Source organism: Phycicoccus sp. 3266 (assembly GCF_031456495.1).
Taxonomy (GTDB): Bacteria; Actinomycetota; Actinomycetes; order Actinomycetales; family Dermatophilaceae; genus Pedococcus.
Genome location: NZ_JAVDUW010000003.1, coordinates 586980 through 606674 on the forward strand (window position 1 = coordinate 586980; position 19695 = coordinate 606674).

The window sequence follows — 19695 nt, forward strand, 5'->3', positions numbered from 1 at the left end:
GGTGACCGACCTCGTCTGCAGCGCCAAGGGCTGCCGCCGTGAGGCCAGCTGGGCGCACTTGTGGAACAACCCGAAGCTGCACACCCCCGGACGGCGCAAGGTCTGGCTGGCGTGCGAGGACCACCGGGACTCCCTGGGTGAGTTCCTGTCCGTCCGGGGCTTCCTCAAGCAGACCGTCGCGGCCGACGCCATCCCCGCCGACGCCGGCTAGGCGTCCTCGCAGGAACAAGCCAGCCATCACCCGCCCGACCAACCTGCCAGGGCAGTACAGCTAGCCGCCGATCGAGGACATGGGGCGGGCCGGCTGCACGAACGCGTCCGTGCCGATCCCGTGCCCCGGTGCCTTGCGCCACATCTCGCCACGGATGAGGCCGGCGACCTCCTCGTCGGTCGCGCCGTCGCGCAGCGGACCCCGCAGGTCCGTCTCCTTCTGCGAGAAGAGGCAGTTGCGCACCTGCCCGTCCGCGGTGAGCCGCGTGCGGTCGCAGGCGGCGCAGAACGGCGCCGACACGCTCGCGATGATCCCCACGGTCTCGGGTCCGCCGTCGACGAGGAAGCGCTCGGCCGGTGCACTCCCCCGGTCCTCCGCGGGCAGCGGCGTCAGGGTGAACCGCTCGGCCAGCCGCTCGCGCACCTCCTCCGCGCCGATCATGGTCGAGGCGTCCCAGCCGTGCTGGGCGTCCAGCGGCATCTGCTCGATGAACCGCAGCTCGTAGCCGCGGTCGAGGCACCACTGCAGGAGCTCGGCGACCGAGTGGTCGTTGATGCCGCGCATCGCGACGGCGTTGACCTTCACCGGGGTCAGGCCCGCGGCTGCGGCCGCCTTGAGCCCTGCCTCGACGTCGTGCAGGCGGTCGCGGCGGGTCAGGTCGGCGAACTCGCGCGGGTCGACGGTGTCGAGGCTGACGTTGATGCGGTCCAGGCCCGCGTCGGCCAGGGGCTGGGCGAGCCTGTCGAGGCCGACGCCGTTGGTGGTCATCGCGATCGAGGGGCGGGGCTCCAGGGCGGCGATCCGGCGGACGACGTCGACCAGGGAGCGGCGCAGCAGCGGCTCACCGCCGGTCAGCCGGACCTGCCGCACGCCGAGCCCCACGAAGATGCCCACGAGGCGCACGAGCTCGTCGTCGGTGAGCATCTCCGGCTTGGCCAGCCACGGCAGCCCCTCGGCCGGCATGCAGTAGCGGCAGCGCAGGTTGCACCGGTCGGTCACCGAGACGCGCAGGTCCCGGGCCACCCGTCCGTGCCGGTCGGGCAGCCCCGGCAGGTCGGCCGGCGGGTGCGCGCTGTCGCGCACCGTCGGGAAGGGGAGGCCGGTCATGCCCCCCAGCCTAGGCCGGGTACCGTGAAGAAGTGTTCAGGACGCTCACCTCGCGGCGCTGGCTGGGCGCCCTGGCGGTGGCCGCGGTGTTCGCCGTGGCGGCGTTCTTCCTCGGCCGCTGGCAGTGGCACCGGTACGAGGCGAAGTCCGCGCGGGCCGACCGCATCCACTCCCACTACGGCGCCACACCGCGCCCGGTCGGGCAGGTGCTGAGCGCGTCGCCCATGCCCCTGGCCTCCGACTGGACCCGCGTCACCATGACCGGGACGTATGCCGCGGACAGCCAGCTCCTCGTGCGCAACCGCCCGCACGAGTCCGTCTACGGCTACGAGGTCGTCGTGCCGTTCCGGGCCGACGGCGCCGGCACCGTCCTGCTCGACCGGGGCTGGGTGCCCAACGGGGCCACCGCGGAGACGCGCCCGGACGTGCCCCCCGTGCCGACCGGGCAGGTCACCGTGACCGGGTGGGCGCGCCAGGGCGAGCCCTCGCTGGGCCGCAAGATGCAGCCGGGCCAGCTCGCCAGCATCAACCTGCGCGAGGCGTCGGCCGCGGCCGGCACGCCGCTGCTCGGGGGGTACGTCATCGTCCAGAGCGAGCGGGCGGCGGACGGCAGCACCCCACCACGGCCGGCTGCCCTCGAGGCCCCCGACACCGACCTCGGTCCGCACCAGGCGTACGCGTTCCAGTGGTGGCTCGCGATGGTCGCGGGCTTCGTCCTCGTCTGGTTCGGCGCCCGGCGCGAGTACCTCGAGTCGCTGGAGCCCGTCGCCCCCGCCGGCGGCCCGGGCGGAGACGACGGCGACGGTCCAGCGAAGGCTGACGGGGTCGGCACCGGCGACCCCGCGGCGCACTCCCCCGCGGGCGACAGGTCGGCAGAGCCGGTGGGCGCCCGGACTGCTCGCGGCGGCCGTCCCGCCAAGCCGAAGAAGGTGCGCATCTGGGACGAGGAGGACGGCTGAGCGGACGCCCGGCACCTGCTGAGCGGGAACTGGCAGGCATTGCGCGCAGATTGGCACCGGCGCCGTCGTGGCCGCGCGCGGCACGGCATACGGTCCTGCTTGTGACGACGCCCGACCGCACCCGCACGCTCAGCCTCCTGACCGTCCCGGTCGTCCTGGTCCTGTGGGCGTCGGCGTTCGTCGCCATCCGCCACCTCGGGCCGTCGGTCTCCCCCGGCGCGCTGTCGCTCGGCCGGCTGCTGGTCGCGTCCGTGGTCCTCGGCGCGATGATGCTGACCCGTCCCCGGACGTGGCCGAGCCGGCGCGACCTGCCGCTGCTCGTGACGTGCGGGGTGCTGTGGTTCGGCGTCTACAACATCACGCTCAACGCCGCGGAGCGCCGCATCGACGCCGGGACTGCCGCGATGCTGGTGCAGATCGGCCCGATCGTCGTGGCCCTGCTGGCGGCGGTCTTCCTCGGCGAGCAGCTCACCCGGTGGCTCGTGGCGGGGGCGGTCGTGGGTTTCGCGGGCGTCGTCGTGATCGGCCTCGCCAAGTCCGGCCACGCCGGCGGCGACCTGGGCGGGGTGCTGCTCGCCGTCGTGGCCGCCCTCACCTACGGGGCCGGTGTGGTCACGCAGAAGCCGCTGCTGTCACGGCTGCCCGGGCTCGAGGTGACGTTCCTCGCCTGCGTCATCGGCGCGGTCGTGTGCCTGCCCTTCACCCCGCAGCTCGTCGACACCGTGCGCCACGGGAGCGCGACGACGCTGCTGCTCGTCGCCTACCTCGGGGTCTTCCCCACGGCCGTCGCGTTCCTGCTCTGGGCGTTCGCGCTCTCGCGGACGAACGCCGGCACGCTTGCCCTGACGACGTTCCTGGTGCCGGTCATCGCCACCGGCCTGGGCTGGCTGTTCCTCGACGAGCTGCCCCCGGCGGGCGCGTACGTGGGCGGCGCCCTGTGCGTCGTCGGCGTGGTCCTGACCCGACGCCGTCCCCGGCCCGTCCGCCGCGGCGCCGACCAGGCGGCCTCCGCGCCCGACGTGGTGCCCTCGCGCTGAGGAGGCCTGCGGGACGTGAGCGGTCCCGGGCCGGGCGATGGCGTCCTAGGCCGGGACGTCGGACTCCTGGTCCGCGAACTGGGTCGTGTAGAGGTCGCGGTAGAGGCCGCGCCGCGCCATCAGCTCGGTGTGCGTGCCGCGCTCGACGACCCGGCCGCCGTCGACGACGAGGATCTGGTCGGCGCCGCGGACAGTCGACAGGCGGTGCGCGATGACGAGCGCCGTGCGGCCGGTCAGGGCGGTGTCGAGGGCGCGCTGGACGGCCGCCTCGGACTCGCTGTCGAGGTGCGCGGTCGCTTCGTCGAGGACGATGAGGCCCGGGCCCTTGAGCAGCAGGCGGGCCAGCGCGAGGCGCTGCTTCTCGCCGCCGGAGAGGCGGTGACCCCGGTCGCCGACCACGGTGTCGAGGCCCTCTGGCAGGGCGTCGACGAGGGCCCAGACGTGCGCGGCCCGCAGGGCGGCCACCATCTGCTCCTCGGTGGCGTCGGGGGCGGCGTAGGCGAGGTTGGCCCGGATGGTGTCGTGGAAGAGGTGCGCCTCCTGAGTCACGACCCCGACGGTCGCGTGGACCGAGTCGAGCGTGGCGTCGCGAAGGTCGAGCCCGTTGATGCGCACGGCGCCCGTGCTGGGGTCGTACAGGCGCGCGACGAGGCTGGTGATGGTCGTCTTGCCGGCGCCGCTCGGGCCGACGAGGGCGACGAGCTGCCCCGGCTCGACGGTGAACGTGACGTCCCGCAGGACCGGCCCCGAGCCCTTGCGGTCGCCGACCGCGGTGCTCTCCAGTGAGGCCAGGGAGACGTCGTCCGCCGAGGGGTACCGGAACCCCACGCCGTCGAGCTCGACCGAGACCGGGCCGTCGGGCAGCGGGCGGGCGCCCGGCCGCTCCTGCACGAGGGGCTCGAGGTCGAGCACCTCGAAGACCCGCTCGAACGACACGAGGGCCGTCATGATGTCGACGCGGACGTTGGAGATCGCGGTGAGCGGCCCGTAGAGGCGGGCCAGGAGCGCGGTGAGGGCGAGCAGCGTGCCCACCGTGAGGGTGCCGCTGACGGCCATGAGGCCGCCGAAGCCGTAGACCATCGCGGTCGCCAGGGAGGCGACGAGGGTGAGCGCCACGAAGAAGATGCTGCGGTTCATGGCGATCTTGACGCCCATGTCGCGCACGCCGGCGGCACGCACGGCATACTCCTCGTCCTCGCGGCGGGCGTCGCCGAAGAGCTTGACGAGCAGCGCGCCGGCCACGTTGAACCGCTCCGTCATCCGGGTGCCCATGTCGGCGTTGAGCCCCATCTGGGCGTGGCTGAGGCCGGCGAGCCGGCGCCCCATCCAGCGCGCGGGGATGATGAAGAAGGGCACGAGCGCCAGCGACGCCAGCGTCAGCTGCCAGGACAGCGTCGCCATCGTGCCGATGATCAGGGCGAGCGACACGACGTTGCTGACGACGCTCGACAGCACGGACGTGAACGCCTGCTGGGCGCCGAGGACGTCGGAGTTGAGCCGGCTCACCAGCGCACCGGTCTGTGCCCGGGTGAAGAACGCGATCGGCTGGCGCAGCACGTGCGCGAACACCTCGGTGCGCAGGTGGTAGATCAGCCCCTCGCCGATCCGGGCGGAGTACCACCGCTGCACCAGCGTCAGGACGCCGTCCGCCAGCGCGATCACCGCGACCAGCAGGGCCAGCTCGACGACCACGCCGCGGTCCTTGGGGATGATGCCGCGGTCGACGATGTCCTTGAGCAGCAGCGGGGTGGCGACGACGAGCGCCGCGTCGAGCACGACGACCACGACGAAGACGGCGATCTCGCGCTTGAACGACCGGGCGTACGACAGGGTGCGCCGGGCCGTTCCGGGGGCCAGCTTGCGGTCCTTGACCGAGTCGTCACGGGTCAGCGAACGCATGGCCATCCAGCCAGACATGCTCATGCGCCACCTCCGATCGTTCCGGCGGGACAACGCCCACGCCCCGGGTCGCATTCCCATGGTGCCGCCCGGCACCGACAGGCCGGCGGGTGGGTCAGCTCCGCGCGCGCTGGAGCATGCCGTGCAGCAGTCGGCCCTGGGCCTCGCGCTCGAGCCTGAGCTGGGTGTCGCGGTCGCTCGTCGCGGCGGCCGCCAGCAGCGGCTTGAGCTCGCGCAGCGCCGTGGGCGGGGCGGCGAGCAGCGCGGCGACGAGGTCGGCCGTCGTGGCCTCGAGCTCGGCGCGGGGCACCGCGACGTTGGCCAGACCGGTCGCGACGGCCTCCTGCGCCCCGACGAAGCGCCCCGTCGCGCAGATCTCCAGCGCCCGGCCCGGGCCCACGAGCCGCACGAGCGGTCCCGTGCCGCCGAGGTCGGGCACGAGACCGAGGGACGTCTCCCGCATGGCGAGCTGGACGTCGTCGGCGACGACGCGCAGGTCGGCGGCCAGGGCGAGCTGCATCCCGGCCCCGATCGCGTGGCCCTGGACGGCAGCCACGACCACGGCCGGCACCGACGCCCACGCGGTGAACCCGCGCTGGAACGCCTCGATCGCGTCGGCCGCGGCGTCCGGGCCGCCGACGGCCAGGGCGAGGATGTCCTGCTCCCCCTCGATGCCACCCGGACGCAGCATGCCGCGGTCCAGGCCGGCCGAGAACGACTGGCCCTCCCCGCGCAGCACCACGACCCGCACGGAGGGGTCCAGCGCCTCGGCGACGCCAGCGAGGGCTGCCCACAGGCTCGGCGTCTGCGCGTTGCGCTGCTCCGGCCGGTCGAGGCTGACGGTCACGACGTCGCCCACGCGGGCGACGTGCAGGTGCGGGTGCGGCCGGTCGGGGGTGTCGCTCACCCGGGCAGGCTATCGGCGGCCAGGCTGTCGGCGCGGGTCAGCACCAGCTGCGCCACCGCGTCGGTCTGCGCCAGTGCGCCCGGCACCATGGTGACACCGTGCCGCCCGCACTCCTGGGCCATCCGGTCGCGCAGGATGCCCTCGGCCACCATGAACGACACGGCGACCGTGCGGTCGGTCTCGTCGGGCAGCCGACGCAGCACCTGCTCCAGCGTGGCACCCCCGTCGAGGGCGGCGACGTCCCAGCGCCCCCAGCCCTCGCGGGGGTGCTCCTGCACGACGTGGGTCACGGCGGCGACGGCGTCGCTGTCGCTGGACCCCGCGGCATACAGCAGCACGGCGGTGTGCGGGTCGGGCGCGACGCCGTGCGCGAGCAGGAGCTCCTCCGCGGCGTCGAGCAGCATCGGGTGGGGCCCGAGCGGCTCGGCGAGGGCGACCCGGGCGCCGGACGTCGACGCGATCTGCTCGACCGCGGCCGGCACGTCCACACGTGCGTGGTACGCCGGGGTGATCAGCACCGGCACCACGACCGCGTGGTCACCGAGGGCGGACGCCGCCGCGGTGGGGGTCGGTTCGTGGTGGTCGAGGTATGCCGTGTGGACCGGCCGCGCGGGCGCCAGCGCCCGCACGTGTCCGGCCAGCTCCTCCACGCCACGGGCGTGCCGGGGGTCCGGCGAGCCGTGGGCCAGCAGCACGATGTCGGGTGCACTCACCGTAGGGACGCTACTCCCCTGCGAGGTCACCGAGGCGGCTACGCACCGACACGACGTCGCCGACGACCACGACCGCGGGGGCGCGGACACCGGCCCGGGCCGCGTCAGCGGCGGCGTGCTCGAGGGTGCTCACGGTGGTGCGCTGCTCCGGCGTCCAGCCACGCTCCACCAGGGCTACGGGGGTGGTGGCGGGCCGACCGGCGGCGATGAGGGCCTCCGCGGTCTCGGCGAGCCGCGTCACGCCCATGAGCAGCACCAGCGTCGCGTCCGGTGCGGCGTCGGCCGCTGCCGACAGGACGTGGTCGGCACCCTCGTGGGCGGAGGCGACGACGAACGACGCGGTGATGCCGCGGTGGGTCACGGGGATGCCGGCGGCGGCGGGGACGGAGACCGCCGAGGTCACGCCGGGGACCACCTCGACCGGTATGCCGTGCTCGGCGCAGTGCAGCGCCTCCTCGCCACCCCGACCGAGGACGAAGGGGTCACCGCCCTTGAGCCGGACGACGTTGCGGCCCTGCGAGGCGTGGTGGACGAGGATCTCGTTGATCCGCTGCTGGCTGGTGGGGTGGTTCCCGGGCGTCTTGCCGACGTCGACCACCTCGACGTCGGAGGCCAGCGTGTCGAGCAGCCCACGGGGGCCGAGCCGGTCGGTGACGACCACGTCGGCGGCTGCCAGCAGGGCGCGTCCCCGCACGGTGATGAGGTCGTCGGCGCCGGGGCCGCCCCCGACGAGCGCCACGCGGCCCGGACGGGACGGGGCCGCGTTCGCCCCCGGCACGCGGTGGCGACGCACGGGCAGCGTGCCGGAGTCGAGCGCGGCCAGGACCGCGTCGCGCACGGCCGTGGCGCGACGCGGGTCTCCCCCGGCGTTGACGGCGACGGTGAGGCCCTCGGCCGCGGTGCCCTCGCGACCGCGGGCGACGGCGGGCGTCCAGGCGCTCGACGCCGCGGCGTCGTCGGCCCGCACGCACCAGATCCGCGCCGCCTCGGCCTCGCGAGCCACCTGCGAGTCCGTCACAGGGTCGCCCGTGGCGGTGTGCACGAGCCAGGCCGACTCGGGCTCCAGGAGGTCGCCGGCGACGTACTCGCGCTGGTGCCACCGGACCTGGCCGGCGGCGGCTGCAGCGGCAAGGTCCTCGCACGCCCAGGGCGCCACGACGTGGACGTCGGCGCCGGCGTCCAGGAGCCCGCGGGCCCGACGCGCTGCCACGGGACCCCCGCCCACCACCACGGCGCGACGGCCGTGGAGGTCGAGGGTCAGCGGGTAGTCCGCCGCGGCAGTCATCAGATGCCCTCGCCGACCGCGCGGTCCGGCGCGTCGGCCATGCCGGCGGCGAGGGTCGCGCCGTCGGACTCGTCGATGAGCAGGAAGGCGCCGGTGCGGCGCAGGACTCGGTAGTCGTCGACCGGCACGTCCTCGGCGAGGCGGATGCGGACGCGCCCGATCGCGTTGAGCGGCAGGCCGTCCGGGGCGGTGCGGTGCTCCATCGTCTCGATGTCGAGCTGGTCGACGACGTCCTCGACCAGGGCCCGGGTGGTCCGGGTGCCGACGCGCAGGAGCACCCGGTCACGCTGGCGCAGCGGACGGTCCGAGAGCACGGCGACCGTGCCGGCGATGGACCGCGTCAGCAGGCCCGGCTCGTCGGCGGCGGCGATGAGGTCGCCCCGCGACACGTCGACGTCGTCGGACAGCCGCAGCGTCACCGACTGGGGCGCGAAGGCGACGTCCAGCTGCTCGAGCGAGCCGTCGGGCCGGGTGCGGTCGATGGCCTCGACCGTGGTCGTGCGACCGGAGGGCAGGACCGTCACGCGGTCGCCGGGGCGGACCACGCCGGAGGCGAGCCGCCCGGCATACCCGCGGTAGTCGGGGTGCTCGGGCGTCCGCGGGCGGATGACGTACTGCACCGGCAGCCGCAGGGGTTGCGTCGAGGGGTCGGTGCCGACCGGCACGGACTCGAGGTGTTCGAGCAGGGTGGGGCCGGTGTACCAGGCCGCGCGGTCGGACCGGTCGACGACGTTGTCGCCGAAGAGAGCCGAGACCGGTACGGCGACGACGTCCTCGATGCCGAAACGCGTTGCGTGGCGGGCGAACTCGGCGACGATGGCGTCGTACCGCTCCTGCGACCAGTCGACCAGGTCCATCTTGTTGACCGCGACCGCGACGTGCCGCACGCCGAGCAGACCGGTGACCGCGAGGTGCCGTCGGGTCTGCTCCACGACGCCGTGACGGGCGTCGATGAGGATCAGGGCGAGCTCGGCGGTCGAGGCGCCCGTCACCATGTTGCGGGTGTACTGGACGTGTCCCGGGGTGTCGGCGAGCACGTACGACCGCGTGGCCGTCGAGAAGTACCGGTAGGCGACGTCGATCGTGATGCCCTGCTCGCGCTCGGCCCGCAGGCCGTCGGTCAGCAGCGCCAGGTCGGCGGCGTCGAGGCCGCGCTCCCGGCTGACCCGCTCGACCGCGTCGAGCTGGTCGGCGAGGACGGACTTGGTGTCGTAGAGCAGCCGGCCCACGAGGGTCGACTTGCCGTCGTCGACCGAGCCGGCCGTGGCCAGCCGGAGCAGGTCGTGCCGGGCGGCGGGCGCCTCGGCGGCGGGCCCTGCGGTGCCGGCGGGCGCTCGGGTGTCGGCGGGCGCTGCGGCTCCGGGAGCGGTCACGGCGGCCTCCTGGTCGGCGTCGACGGTCATCAGAAGTACCCCTGCTTCTTGCGGTCCTCCATGGCGGCCTCGGAGAGGCGGTCGTCGGCGCGGGTCGCCCCGCGCTCGGTGAGCCGCGAGGCGGCAAGCTCGAGGATGACCCCGGCGACGTCACCGGCGTCGGACTCGACCGCACCGGTGCAGCTCATGTCGCCGACGGTGCGGTAGCGGACCCGCCGCGTCTCGACCGGCTCGCTGTCCTTCGGGCCGCCCCACTCGCCCGGGGTCAGCCACATGCCGTCGCGGCGGAAGACCTCGCGCTCGTGGGCGTAGTACAGCTCCGGCAGCGCAATGCGCTCGCGCTCGATGTAGCGCCAGACGTCGAGCTCGGTCCAGTTGGAGAGCGGGAAGACACGGACGTGCTCGCCCGGGGCGTGGCGGCCGTTGTAGAGGTCCCAGAGCTCGGGCCGCTGGCGTCGGGGGTCCCACGCGCCGAACGCGTCGCGCAGGCTGAACACCCGCTCCTTCGCCCGGGCCTTCTCCTCGTCGCGGCGGCCGCCGCCGAAGACGGCGTCGAACTTCCCCGCCTCGATCGCGTCGAGCAGCGGGACCGTCTGCAGGGGGTTGCGCGTGCCGTCGGGGCGCTCGCGCAGCCGGCCGTCGTCGATGTAGTCCTGGACGTTCGCGACGACGAGCCGCACGCCCAGGCGCTCGACCGTCGCGTCGCGGTACTCGAGCACCTCGGGGAAGTTGTGCCCGGTGTCGACGTGCAGCAGCGCGAAGGGCAGCGGCGCGGGCGCGAACGCCTTGATCGCCAGGTGCACCATGACGACCGAGTCCTTGCCGCCGCTGAAGAGGATGACCGGGCGCTCGAACTCCCCCGCCACCTCACGGAAGATGTGGATCGCCTCGGACTCGAGGTGGTCCAGGTGGTCGAGGACGAGCGGCGCGGCGCTGGCCCGGGCAGTGGGGTCGGTGGCCGGATGTGTCGTGGTCACAACGGTTTCCGTCTCGGTCGTGGTCATGTGTGCAGCCCGCACTCGGTCTTGTCCTTGCCGGACCAGCGCCCGGCCCGTGCGTCCTCGCCCTCGGCCACCGGCCGGGTGCAGGGCGCGCAGCCGATCGACGCGTAGCCCTCCTGCCGCAGCGGGTTGAGGAAGACGCCGTGCTCGGCGACGTAGCGGTCGACGTCGTCGTCGCTCCACGCCGCGATCGGGTTGAGCTTGACCAGGCCACGCCGGGCGTCCCAGGTGACCAGGTCGATGTCGGTGCGGGTGGGGGCGTCGGCCCGTCGCATGCCGGTGACCCACGACTCGTACCCCTCGAGCGCGCGGTTGAGCGGCTCGACCTTGCGCATGGCACAGCAGGCGTCGGGGTCGCGGTCGTGCAGCTTCGCCCCGTACTCCTCGTCCTGCTGCGGCACGGTGAGCAACGGCAGGATCGTGCGGATCTCGATCGGCAGCATCGCCTGGTAGGCATCGCGCGTGCCGAGCGTCTCGACGAAGTGGTAGCCGGTGTCGAGGAAGAACACGTCCGCGCCGGTGAGGGTGGTGCCGACGAGGTGCACGAGCACCTCGTCACCCATGGACGACGCGACGGTGAGGTGCTCGCCGAAGGTCTCGTGCGCCCAGCGCAGCGCCTGCGCGGCCAGGCTCACGCGTCCCTCGTATGCCGCGTGCTCCGGCTCGCGCTCCAGCGCGGCGAAGCGCTGCTGCGCCTCGAGGGCGAGGGCCTCCAGCTCGGCCGGGTCCCGGCGCGTGGCGGCGTCGGGTGCTGCGGCCTCGGATGCTGCTGCGTCGGATGCTGCTGCGTCGATGCTCACGGCTGCTCCTCTCGTCCGAGGGCGGCCTCCTCGGCCACCCGCCCGGGGATGTGCTGCGCCTCGACCCGGTCGAGCCGCACGGTGAAGACGCGGGCACAGGCCCGGCACTCCCAGCCGCCGGCTGGTTCCTCGACCGGCCAGAGGTCCTCCTCGGCGCAGAAGGGGCAGTGCCGGACGACCCCGCGGGGGCTGTCGCTCATCGCAGGTCGTCCTCGTCCATCGTGATGGTGCCCAGGGGCGTCCTCATCGCAGGTCGTCCTCGTCCGCGCGGTGAGCCCAGTGGGCGAAGGACTCCTCGCCGTCACGCTGCGCGAGGAAGGTGCGGGCCAGGCGCTCGAGGTAGTCGGGCAGGTCGAGCGCGCGGACCTTGAGCGCACGGGTCTTGCGGGCCAGCTGCGGCTCGGTGCCGAGGCCACCGCCGAGGTGGACCTGGAAGACCTCGACGAGGGTGCCGTCCTCGTCGGTCTGCACCATGCCCTTGAGGCCGACGTCGGCGACCTGGAAGCGGGCGCAGGAGTTCGGGCAGCCGTTGACGTGGATCGTGAAGGGCACGTCGAAGTCCGGGAGGCGGCGCTCCATCTCGGCGATGACGGTGTTCGCGCGGCCCTTGGTCTCGACGAGCGCCAGCTTGCAGAACTCGATGCCCGTGCAGGCCATGACGCCGCGGCGCCACTCGGAAGGGTCCGAGGGCAGCCCCAGGGCGTCCAGGCCCTCGGTGAGCGCAGCGACCTCGGCCTGCGGCACGTCGAGGACGAGCAGCTTCTGGTGGGCGGTCAGCCGCACCCGGCCGGAGCCGTGGCGCTCGGCGAGGTCGGCGACGGCCTCGAGCGTGGTCCCGCTGACGCGACCGGCCAGCGGGGCGACTCCCACCCAGAAGCGACCGTCCTGCTGCGTGTGCACGCCGACGTGGTCGCGCCGGTGGGCGCTCGGGGCCTCGGGCGCCGGGCCGTCGACGAGCGCGCGACCCAGGTACTCCTGCTCGAGCACCTCACGGAACCGCTCGACACCCCAGTCGGCGACGAGGAATTTCAGCCGGGCGCGGTTGCGCAGCCGCCGGTAGCCGTGGTCGCGGAAGATCGAGACGACGCCCTTCCACACCTCGGGCACGTCGGCCAGCGGCACCCAGGCGCCGAGGCGCTGGGCGAACATCGGGTTGGTCGACAGGCCACCGCCGACCCACACGTCGAACCCGGGGCCGTGCTCGGGATGGACGACCCCGACGAAGGACACGTCGTTGGCCTCGTGGGCGACGTCGAGGCTGGGGCTGCCCGAGATGGCGGTCTTGAACTTGCGCGGCAGGTTGGAGAACTCGGGGCTGCCGATGTACCGGCTGCGGATCTCCTCGACGGCCGGCGTCCCGTCCACCACCTCGTCGGCAGCGATCCCGGCCACCGGCGACCCGAGGATGACGCGGGGCGTGTCACCGCAGGCCTCGGCGGTCGTGAGCCCGACTGCCTCCAGCCGCTGCCAGATCTCCGGGACGTCCTCGACGCGGATCCAGTGCAGCTGGATGTTCTGGCGGTCGGTGATGTCGGCGGTGTCGCGGGCGAACTCGCGGCTGATCCCCGCGACGGTGCGCAGCTGCTCGCCGGAGAGAGCACCGCCGTCGCTGCGGACCCGCAGCATGAAGTACTCGTCGTCGAGCTCGGCCGGGTCGAGGCTGGCCGTCTTGCCGCCGTCGATGCCCGGCTTGCGCTGGGTGTACAGGCCCCACCAGCGCATCCGCCCGCGCAGGTCCTCACCGGGGATGCTGGCGAAGCCCTCCTTGGCGTAGACCTGCTCGATCCGCGCCCGCACGTTGAGGCCGTCGTCGGCCTGCTTGAGCTCCTCGTTGGCGTTGAGCGGGGTGCGGTCGCCGTCGGCCCAAGCGCCGGTGGCCTTGCCGGCCTGCCGCCGGGGTCGGGTGGGGGTCTGCGTCACCCGACCTATTCTGCACCGTTCGTTATGGATCGCATAACCGTCCATTATCCGACCGCAATTCCCACGGAGCCGGCAGGATTTGCAGCCGACCCGTCACTCCCCCGACTTCGTGCTCGTTCCGGACCGGTTTCGCCGGTCAGCAGGCCTCTGGAGGTCGCTCCCGGGCAAGAAGTCGGGGTGGCGGAGATCAGGCGAGGGCGATGAGGTCGCGGTAGTCCTGGCCCCAGAGGTCCTCGACGCCGTCGGGCAGCAGCAGGATCCGCTCGGGCTCGAGCGCGTCGACCGCACCCTCGTCGTGCGTCACGAGGACGACAGCGCCCTTGTACGTGCGCAAGGCCCCGAGGATCTCCTCGCGCGACGCCGGGTCGAGGTTGTTCGTCGGCTCGTCGAGCAGCAGCACGTTGGCGCTGGAGACCACCAGCATGGCGAGCGACAGCCGGGTCTTCTCGCCACCGGACAGCACGCCGGCCGGCTTGTCGACGTCGTCGCCGCTGAACAGGAACGACCCGAGCACCTTGCGCACCTCGGTCTCGCCGAAGCTCGCCGGCGCCGCCGACTTCATGTTCTCGAGGACCGAGCGGCTGACGTCGAGGTTCTCGTGCTCCTGGGCGTAGTAGCCGAGCTTGAGGCCGTGGCCCGGCTCGACCTGCCCGGTGTCCGGCTCGTCGACCCCTGCCAGCATGCGCAGCAGCGTGGTCTTGCCCGCGCCGTTGAGGCCGAGCACGACGACGCGCGACCCGCGGTCGATGGCGAGGTCGACGTCGGTGAAGATCTCGAGCGACCCGTAGGACCGCGACAGCCCGCTCGCGCGCAGCGGCGTCCGCCCGCACGGCGCCGGGTCGGGGAAGCGCAGGCGTGCCACCTTGTCGGTGACCCGCTCCCCCTCGATGCCTGCGAGCATCCGCTCGGCGCGCTTGATCATGTTCTGGGCGGCGACGGCCTTGGTGGCCTTGGCGCGCATCTTCTCGGCCTGCTCCATGAGGGCCGCGGCCTTCTTCGTCGCGTTGGCGTACTCGCGCTTGCGGCGGCGCTCGTCGGTCTCGCGGGCCTGCAGGTAGGCCTTCCAGCCGACGTTGTAGAGGTCGAGCTCAGCCCGGTTGGCGTCGAGGTGGAAGACCCGGTTGACGACCGCGTCGAGCAGCTCGACGTCGTGGCTGATGACCACGAGGCCACCGGAGTACCCCTTGAGGTAGTCGCGCAGCCACGCGATCGAGTCGGCGTCGAGGTGGTTGGTCGGCTCGTCGAGCAGCAGGGTCTCCGCGCCCGAGAACAGGATGCGCGACAGCTCGACCCGCCGCCGCTGGCCACCGGAGAGGGTGCCGAGCGTCTGCCCCAGGATGCGCTCGTCGAGGCCCAGCGCGCTGGCGATCGAGGCGGCCTCTGACTCTGCGGCATACCCGCCACGCGTGGTGAACTCGCCCTCGAGCCGCGCGTACCGCCGCATGGCCTTCTCGCGGGTCTCGTCGTCGGCGCTGGCCATGCCGCCCTCGGCGGCCCGCATCTCGCGGACGATCCGGTCGAGGCCGCGCGCGGACAGGATCCGGTCGCGCGCCAGGACCTGAAGGTCGCCGGTGCGCGGGTCCTGCGGCAGGTAGCCGACCTCCCCCGAGCTGGTCACGGAGCCGGCGGCGGGCTGCCCCTGGCCGGCCAGGACCTTGGTGAGGGTGGTCTTGCCGGCGCCGTTGCGCCCGACCAGGCCGACGCGGTCACCCGCGGCGATCCGGAAGGTGGCTCCGTCGAGGAGGAGGCGGGAACCGGCGCGCAGCTCGACTCCACTGGCGGCGATCACGACGGGGCTCCTGACGTCGACGGGCGCCATGGCTCTTCGCACGGCACAAGGGGGCGCCCTCCGCGAAGTTGCGTGGGCGCCGACTGAGGACTGAGATTCCTAGTCTAGCGAGCGTGCGCCGGCACTGAGCACACGCCCACAGGCCGTGGAGGACCGATGAGCTTCAACGACGACGTCAAACTCGACACCTCGCAGGTCGGGGGCGGCGGTGGCGGCGGCGCCCCCGGTGGCCTGGTGGTCGGCGGTGGGGTGGGCGGCATCATCCTGCTCATCATCATGCTGATCTTCGGCATCAACCCCGGCTCGGTGCCCAGCAGCCCCGGCTCGGGCAGCGACGGCGGCAGCGGGTCCGTGCAGCCCGGCGGCTCGACCGATCCCTCGCAGTTCTCCCAGTGCAAGACCGGCGCCGACGCCAACCGCAACGACACCTGCCGGGTCATCGCCACGGTGAACTCGGTCAACGCGTTCTGGAGCACCGAGCTCCCGCGCTACGGCCGCAACTACACGCCGGCCAAGACGATCCTCTACAGCGGCTCGACGCAGTCCGCGTGCGGCACGGCCTCCAACCAGGTCGGGCCGTTCTACTGCCCTCTGGACAAGCAGGTCTACATCGACGCCAGCTTCTTCCAGATCCTGTCCGACCAGTTCGGCTCGAGCAGCGGCCCGCTGGCCCAGGAGTACGTCGTCGCGCACGAGTACGGCCACCACATCCAGGACATCCTCGGCCTGCTCGACCGCGCGCAGCAGGACCCCAAGGGCGCTCAGAGCGGTGGCGTGCGGGTGGAGCTCATGGCCGACTGCCTCGGCGGCGTCTGGGCCAACCACGCCACCGAGACCAAGGGCGAGAGCACGAGCGGCGGCCAGGTGGCGTTCCTCAAGCCGCTCACCGAGCAGGACATCAAGGATGCGCTCTCCGCGGCCTCCTCGGTCGGCGACGACCGGATCCAGCAGAAGACGCAGGGCCAGGTGAGCCCCGAGACGTGGACGCACGGGTCGGCCGCCGCCCGGCAGAAGTGGTTCACCACCGGCTACAGGTCCGGTGACCTCAACCAGTGCGACACCTTCAGCGTCGACAAGGTCGAGTGAGGCCGCCTGGCCCCGGTCTCAGCCGGCGGCCGGGCCGCGGTGTCAGCCGGTGGCTGGGCCGCGGTGTCAACCGGCGGCTGGGCCGTCCTCGACGGTGACGCGGACGGCCCGGCCCCGCCGCAGGGCGTCCTCGAGCACCGACCGCCGCGGGTCGGGCAGGTCGTAGAGCTCGCGGCGCGGCAGCCCGTCCAGAGGAGCCAGGCGCGGGTCGGCCAGCACGTCACGCACGAGGGCCTTGTCGCCCCCGACGACGAGCCCCGTGGGCGCGGCCGCGTCGGACCCGCCTCCCTGTGCCCGGGGCACGAGCAGGCGCACGGCATGGTCCGCGACGGCACGCACGAGCTCGTCCGCCTGGTTCCCCCGGCGGCGGGCGAACCGCTGCTGGGACCACCCGCCGGCCGCCGTGCGCGACTGGACGTGCCGGGTCCCCACCTTCGACGCGGCGTATGCCGCGCCCTCGGCCAGCCCCACGGCATACCCGCCGCGGCGCACGAGGACCACGGCGAGCGGCGCGTGGTCGAACCGCTCGGTCCCGACCACCCGCTGGGGTGCGTCGGGACCGGGGTTGTTGGCGGCGAACCGCTCCAGCCAGCCCTCGAACCGCTCGGGGTCCACCTCGACGACGCGAGTGCTCACCGAGCGGCCCGCAGTCGGCAGGTCAGAGGTTGAAGCCGAGCGCGCGCAGCTGCTCGCGGCCGTCGTCGGTGATCTTGTCCGGGCCCCACGGCGGCATCCAGACCCAGTTGATCCGGTGCGTCGCGACGAGTCCCTCGAGCGCCTGGGCGGTCTGGTCCTCGATGACGTCGGTGAGCGGGCAGGCCGCCGACGTGAGCGTCATGTCGAGGACGGCGTGGTTCTGCGCGTCGACGGTGATGCCGTACACGAGGCCGAGGTCGACGACGTTGATCCCGAGCTCGGGGTCGACGACGTCGCGCATGGCCTCCTCGACGTCCGCGACGTTCGGCTGGGTGGTCGTGGTCTCGCTCATCGTCCTACCTTGTCCTCGTCCTTCTGGCTGCGGCTCGTGACCGCGGTGGTGTCGGTCCCTGCCTGGTGCAACGCGTCGGTGAGGGCCATCCATCCCAGCAGAGCACACTTGACGCGCGCGGGGTACTTCGAGACGCCGGCGAACGCGACGCCGTCACCGACCACGTCCTCGTCCCCGGGGTCCTGCCCCTTCGACGTCAGCATCCTGCGCATGGCCTCGTGGGTCGCCATGGCCTCGGCGACCGTGTGCCCGATGACCTCGTCGGTGAGCACGCTCGTCGACGCGGTCGAGATCGAGCAGCCCAGGGCGTCGTAGGACACGTCGCGGATCACTGCGTCGGCGCCCTCGCCCTCGACCTGGACGCGCAGGGTCACCTCGTCGCCGCAGGTCGGGTTGACGTGGTGCACCTCGGCGCCGAAAGGCTCGCGCAGCCCGGCGTGGTGCGGGCGCTTGGAGTGCTCGAGGATGAGCTCCTGGTAGAGGTCCACGTCAGACCGCCACCCCGAAGACGTCGGGCACCCGGTCGAGCGCGTCGAGCATGGCGTCGACCTCCGCCGGGGTCGTGTATGCCGCGAGCGAGGCGCGCGTGCTCGCGGTGACGCCCATCCGGCGGTGCAGCGGCCACGCGCAGTGGTGACCGACGCGGACCGCGACACCCTGGTCGTCGAGCACCTGCCCGACGTCGTGGGCATGGACGCCCTGCACGTCGAAGGCGACGGCACCGACCCGGTCGACGGCCTCCGCGGGTCCGACGACGCGCACCCATGGGCGCTCCGCCAGGCCGGCGAGGAGCCGCTCCGTGAGCGCGTGCTCGTGGGCGGCGATGCGGTCCATGCCGAGCTCGCCGAGGTAGTCGATGGCGGCGCCGAGGCCGACGGCCTGCGCGGCATTGGGCGACCCGGCCTCGAACCGCTGCGGCGGTGCCGCGTAGGTCGAGCCCTCCATCCGGACGGTCTCGATCATCGAGCCGCCCGTGATGAACGGCGGCATCGCGTGCAGCAGCTCGCTGCGACCCCAGAGCACACCGACCCCGGTGGGGCCGAACATCTTGTGGCCCGAGAAGGCCGCGAAGTCGACGCCGAGGTCGGCCACGTCGAGCGCGACGTGAGGAGCCGACTGGCAGGCGTCGAGCACCGTGAGGGCGCCGACGCCGCGGGCCGCGTCGACCAGCCGGCGCACCGGGTTGATGGTGCCCAGGACGTTGCTGACGTGGGTGAAGGCGAAGACCTTGGTCCGCTCCGTGAGCAGCTCCCCCAGCGCCGGGCCGTGGCGCCCGTCGAGGTCGAGGCGGCCCTCGTCCGTGACGCCGACCCAGCGCAGGGTGGCGCCGGTGCGACGGCAGAGCTCCTGCCACGGCACGAGGTTGGCGTGGTGCTCCATCTCGGTCACCAGCACCTCGTCGCCCTCGCCGAGCGTGAGGCGCGGGTCCTTGGCCTGGCCGGCCACCGTGCCCGAGAAGGCGTACGCGACGAGGTTGAGGCCCTCGGTGGCGTTCTTGGTGAACACCACCTCGTCCTGCTCCCCGCCGACGAAGCGGGCGACCGTCGCCCGGGCGCCCTCGTAGGCGTCGGTGGCCTCCTCGCTGAGCTGGTGCGCCCCGCGGTGCACCGCGGCGTTGACGTGCTCGTTGAACGCGCGCTCGGCGTCCAGGGCCCCGGCATACCGCTGCGAGGTGGCACCGGAGTCGAGGTAGACCAGCGGCTTCCCGTCGCGCACGGTGCGCGACAGGATCGGGAAGCCGGCCCGGATGCGGGCCAGCTCCTCGTCACCGAAGGGGGTGCTCATGCGGTCGCTCTCGTCAGGTGGGTCGCTGGTGGGGCGGATGCTCGCTCAGGCCTTGGCCGCGGCGACGTAGCGGTCGTAGCCCTCGGCCTCGAGGCGGTCGGCCAGCTCGGGACCACCCTCCTCGACGACCTTGCCGTCGACGAACACGTGCACGAAGTCGGGCTTGATGTAGCGCAGGATCCGCGTGTAGTGCGTGATGAGCAGGACGCCGACCTCGGTCGACTCCTTGGCCCGGTTGACGCCCTCGGAGACGATGCGCAGCGCGTCGACGTCGAGGCCGGAGTCGGTCTCGTCGAGGACGGCGATCTTCGGCTTGAGCAGCTCCATCTGGAGGATCTCGTGGCGCTTCTTCTCGCCACCGGAGAAGCCCTCGTTGACGTTGCGCTCGGCGAACGCCTCGTCCATGCGCAGGTTGGCCATGGCGCCCTTGACGTCCTTGACCCAGGTGCGCAGCTTGGGGGCCTCGCCGTCGACCGCGGTCTTTGCGGTGCGCAGGAAGTTGGAGACCGTGACGCCCGGGACCTCGACGGGGTACTGCATCGCCAGGAACAGGCCCGCGCGGGCGCGCTCGTCGACGCTCATCGCGAGGACGTCCTCGCCGTCGAGGGTGACGGTGCCGCCGGTGACGGTGTACTTGGGGTGACCGGCGATGGAGTACGCCAGGGTCGACTTGCCCGAGCCGTTGGGGCCCATGATCGCGTGGGTCTGCCCCGACGTCACCGTCAGGTCGACGCCGCGGAGGATCTCCTTGGTGCCGTTCTCGGTCTCGACCGTGACCTGCAGGTTGCGGATCTCAAGAGTGGACATGCGGTGTGTTCCTCGTTCTTCTTCTCGG

20 protein-coding genes are annotated in these 19695 nt (G+C 73.2%); 4 read left to right on the plus strand and 16 right to left on the minus strand.

All coding sequences use genetic code 11. From position 1 onward, the window contains the following. The first annotated feature begins 1 nt into the window (after position 1). Entirely contained in the window at positions 2–211 is a 210-nt protein-coding gene (locus J2X64_RS17225) for a hypothetical protein (RefSeq protein ID WP_310157111.1), read from the plus strand. A 60-nt stretch (positions 212–271) separates the two neighbouring features. Here the strand turns inward: J2X64_RS17225 and moaA are convergent, their stop codons facing one another. Next, positions 272–1318, minus strand: coding sequence for a GTP 3',8-cyclase MoaA (gene moaA / locus J2X64_RS17230; RefSeq protein ID WP_310157113.1), 1047 nt, complete (start codon positions 1316–1318; stop codon positions 272–274). Positions 1319–1350: 32 nt separating this feature from the next. Here moaA and J2X64_RS17235 point away from each other — a divergent pair, with 32 nt between their 5' ends. Continuing rightward, on the plus strand, positions 1351–2277 hold the full coding sequence (locus J2X64_RS17235; protein ID WP_310157116.1) for an SURF1 family protein: 927 nt from the start codon (positions 1351–1353) through the stop codon (positions 2275–2277). Between the two features lie 101 nt (positions 2278–2378). Continuing rightward, positions 2379–3314: an EamA family transporter gene (locus J2X64_RS17240; protein WP_310157119.1), complete on the plus strand. Its 936-nt coding sequence runs from the start codon at positions 2379–2381 to the stop codon at positions 3312–3314. Between the two features lie 45 nt (positions 3315–3359). On the opposite strand, the gene J2X64_RS17245 is transcribed toward J2X64_RS17240, so the two are convergent. From J2X64_RS17245 to J2X64_RS17290, 10 genes are all read right to left on the minus strand, one after another. After that, entirely contained in the window at positions 3360–5237 is a 1878-nt protein-coding gene (locus tag J2X64_RS17245; RefSeq protein ID WP_310157121.1) for an ABC transporter ATP-binding protein, read from the minus strand. A gap of 91 nt (positions 5238–5328) precedes the next feature. Then, complete coding sequence (locus tag J2X64_RS17250; protein ID WP_310157122.1) at positions 5329–6120, minus strand: enoyl-CoA hydratase/isomerase family protein; 792 nt, start codon at positions 6118–6120, stop codon at positions 5329–5331. Then, complete coding sequence (locus tag J2X64_RS17255; protein WP_310157124.1) at positions 6117–6833, minus strand: CbiX/SirB N-terminal domain-containing protein; 717 nt, start codon at positions 6831–6833, stop codon at positions 6117–6119. The genes J2X64_RS17250 and J2X64_RS17255 overlap by 4 nt, the downstream gene beginning before the upstream one ends. Before the next feature lie 10 nt (positions 6834–6843). Then, positions 6844–8118, minus strand: a complete 1275-nt coding sequence (gene cobA / locus J2X64_RS17260) for a uroporphyrinogen-III C-methyltransferase (RefSeq protein ID WP_310157126.1) — start codon at positions 8116–8118, stop codon at positions 6844–6846. Further along, the gene (locus J2X64_RS17265) at positions 8118–9521 is read right to left on the minus strand and encodes a GTP-binding protein (RefSeq protein WP_310157127.1); all 1404 of its coding nucleotides are present in this window, start codon (positions 9519–9521) and stop codon (positions 8118–8120) included. Before J2X64_RS17265 ends, cobA begins: the two co-directional genes overlap by 1 nt. Next, complete coding sequence (gene cysD, locus J2X64_RS17270; RefSeq protein ID WP_310157130.1) at positions 9521–10495, minus strand: sulfate adenylyltransferase subunit CysD; 975 nt, start codon at positions 10493–10495, stop codon at positions 9521–9523. The genes J2X64_RS17265 and cysD overlap by 1 nt, the downstream gene beginning before the upstream one ends. After that, entirely contained in the window at positions 10492–11292 is an 801-nt protein-coding gene (locus J2X64_RS17275) for a phosphoadenylyl-sulfate reductase (RefSeq protein ID WP_397444077.1), read from the minus strand. The genes cysD and J2X64_RS17275 overlap by 4 nt, the downstream gene beginning before the upstream one ends. After that, positions 11289–11492, minus strand: a complete 204-nt coding sequence (locus tag J2X64_RS17280; RefSeq protein ID WP_310157132.1) for a hypothetical protein — start codon at positions 11490–11492, stop codon at positions 11289–11291. Before J2X64_RS17280 ends, J2X64_RS17275 begins: the two co-directional genes overlap by 4 nt. Positions 11493–11535: 43 nt before the next feature. After that, a complete protein-coding gene (locus J2X64_RS17285) occupies positions 11536–13257 on the minus strand; it encodes a nitrite/sulfite reductase (RefSeq protein ID WP_310157133.1) in 1722 nt (573 codons plus the stop codon). A 142-nt stretch (positions 13258–13399) separates the two neighbouring features. Further along, positions 13400–15001: an ABC-F family ATP-binding cassette domain-containing protein gene (locus tag J2X64_RS17290; protein ID WP_310157135.1), complete on the minus strand. Its 1602-nt coding sequence runs from the start codon at positions 14999–15001 to the stop codon at positions 13400–13402. Between the two features lie 156 nt (positions 15002–15157). On the opposite strand from J2X64_RS17290, the gene J2X64_RS17295 reads away from it, so the two are divergent. Continuing rightward, positions 15158–16087: a neutral zinc metallopeptidase gene (locus J2X64_RS17295; protein WP_310157138.1), complete on the plus strand. Its 930-nt coding sequence runs from the start codon at positions 15158–15160 to the stop codon at positions 16085–16087. Positions 16088–16153: 66 nt separating this feature from the next. Here J2X64_RS17295 and J2X64_RS17300 read toward each other — a convergent pair whose 3' ends face one another. Genes J2X64_RS17300 through sufC form a run of 5 tightly spaced genes read right to left on the minus strand, consistent with a single transcriptional unit; the run spans position 16154 to position 19667 of the window. After that, positions 16154–16723 carry an acVLRF1 family peptidyl-tRNA hydrolase gene (locus J2X64_RS17300; RefSeq protein WP_310157140.1) on the minus strand — a complete coding sequence of 190 codons (570 nt, stop codon included), beginning with the start codon at positions 16721–16723 and terminating at the stop codon, positions 16154–16156. Positions 16724–16745: 22 nt separating this feature from the next. Next, a complete protein-coding gene (locus J2X64_RS17305) occupies positions 16746–17075 on the minus strand; it encodes a metal-sulfur cluster assembly factor (protein WP_310157142.1) in 330 nt (109 codons plus the stop codon). Continuing rightward, on the minus strand, positions 17072–17563 hold the full coding sequence (sufU, locus tag J2X64_RS17310; protein ID WP_310157144.1) for a Fe-S cluster assembly sulfur transfer protein SufU: 492 nt from the start codon (positions 17561–17563) through the stop codon (positions 17072–17074). Before sufU ends, J2X64_RS17305 begins: the two co-directional genes overlap by 4 nt. Before the next feature lies 1 nt (position 17564). Then, on the minus strand, positions 17565–18860 hold the full coding sequence (locus J2X64_RS17315; RefSeq protein WP_310157146.1) for a SufS family cysteine desulfurase: 1296 nt from the start codon (positions 18858–18860) through the stop codon (positions 17565–17567). 45 nt (positions 18861–18905) lie between these two features. Next, positions 18906–19667 carry a Fe-S cluster assembly ATPase SufC gene (sufC, locus tag J2X64_RS17320; protein ID WP_310157149.1) on the minus strand — a complete coding sequence of 254 codons (762 nt, stop codon included), beginning with the start codon at positions 19665–19667 and terminating at the stop codon, positions 18906–18908. Positions 19668–19695: the final 28 nt, after the last annotated feature.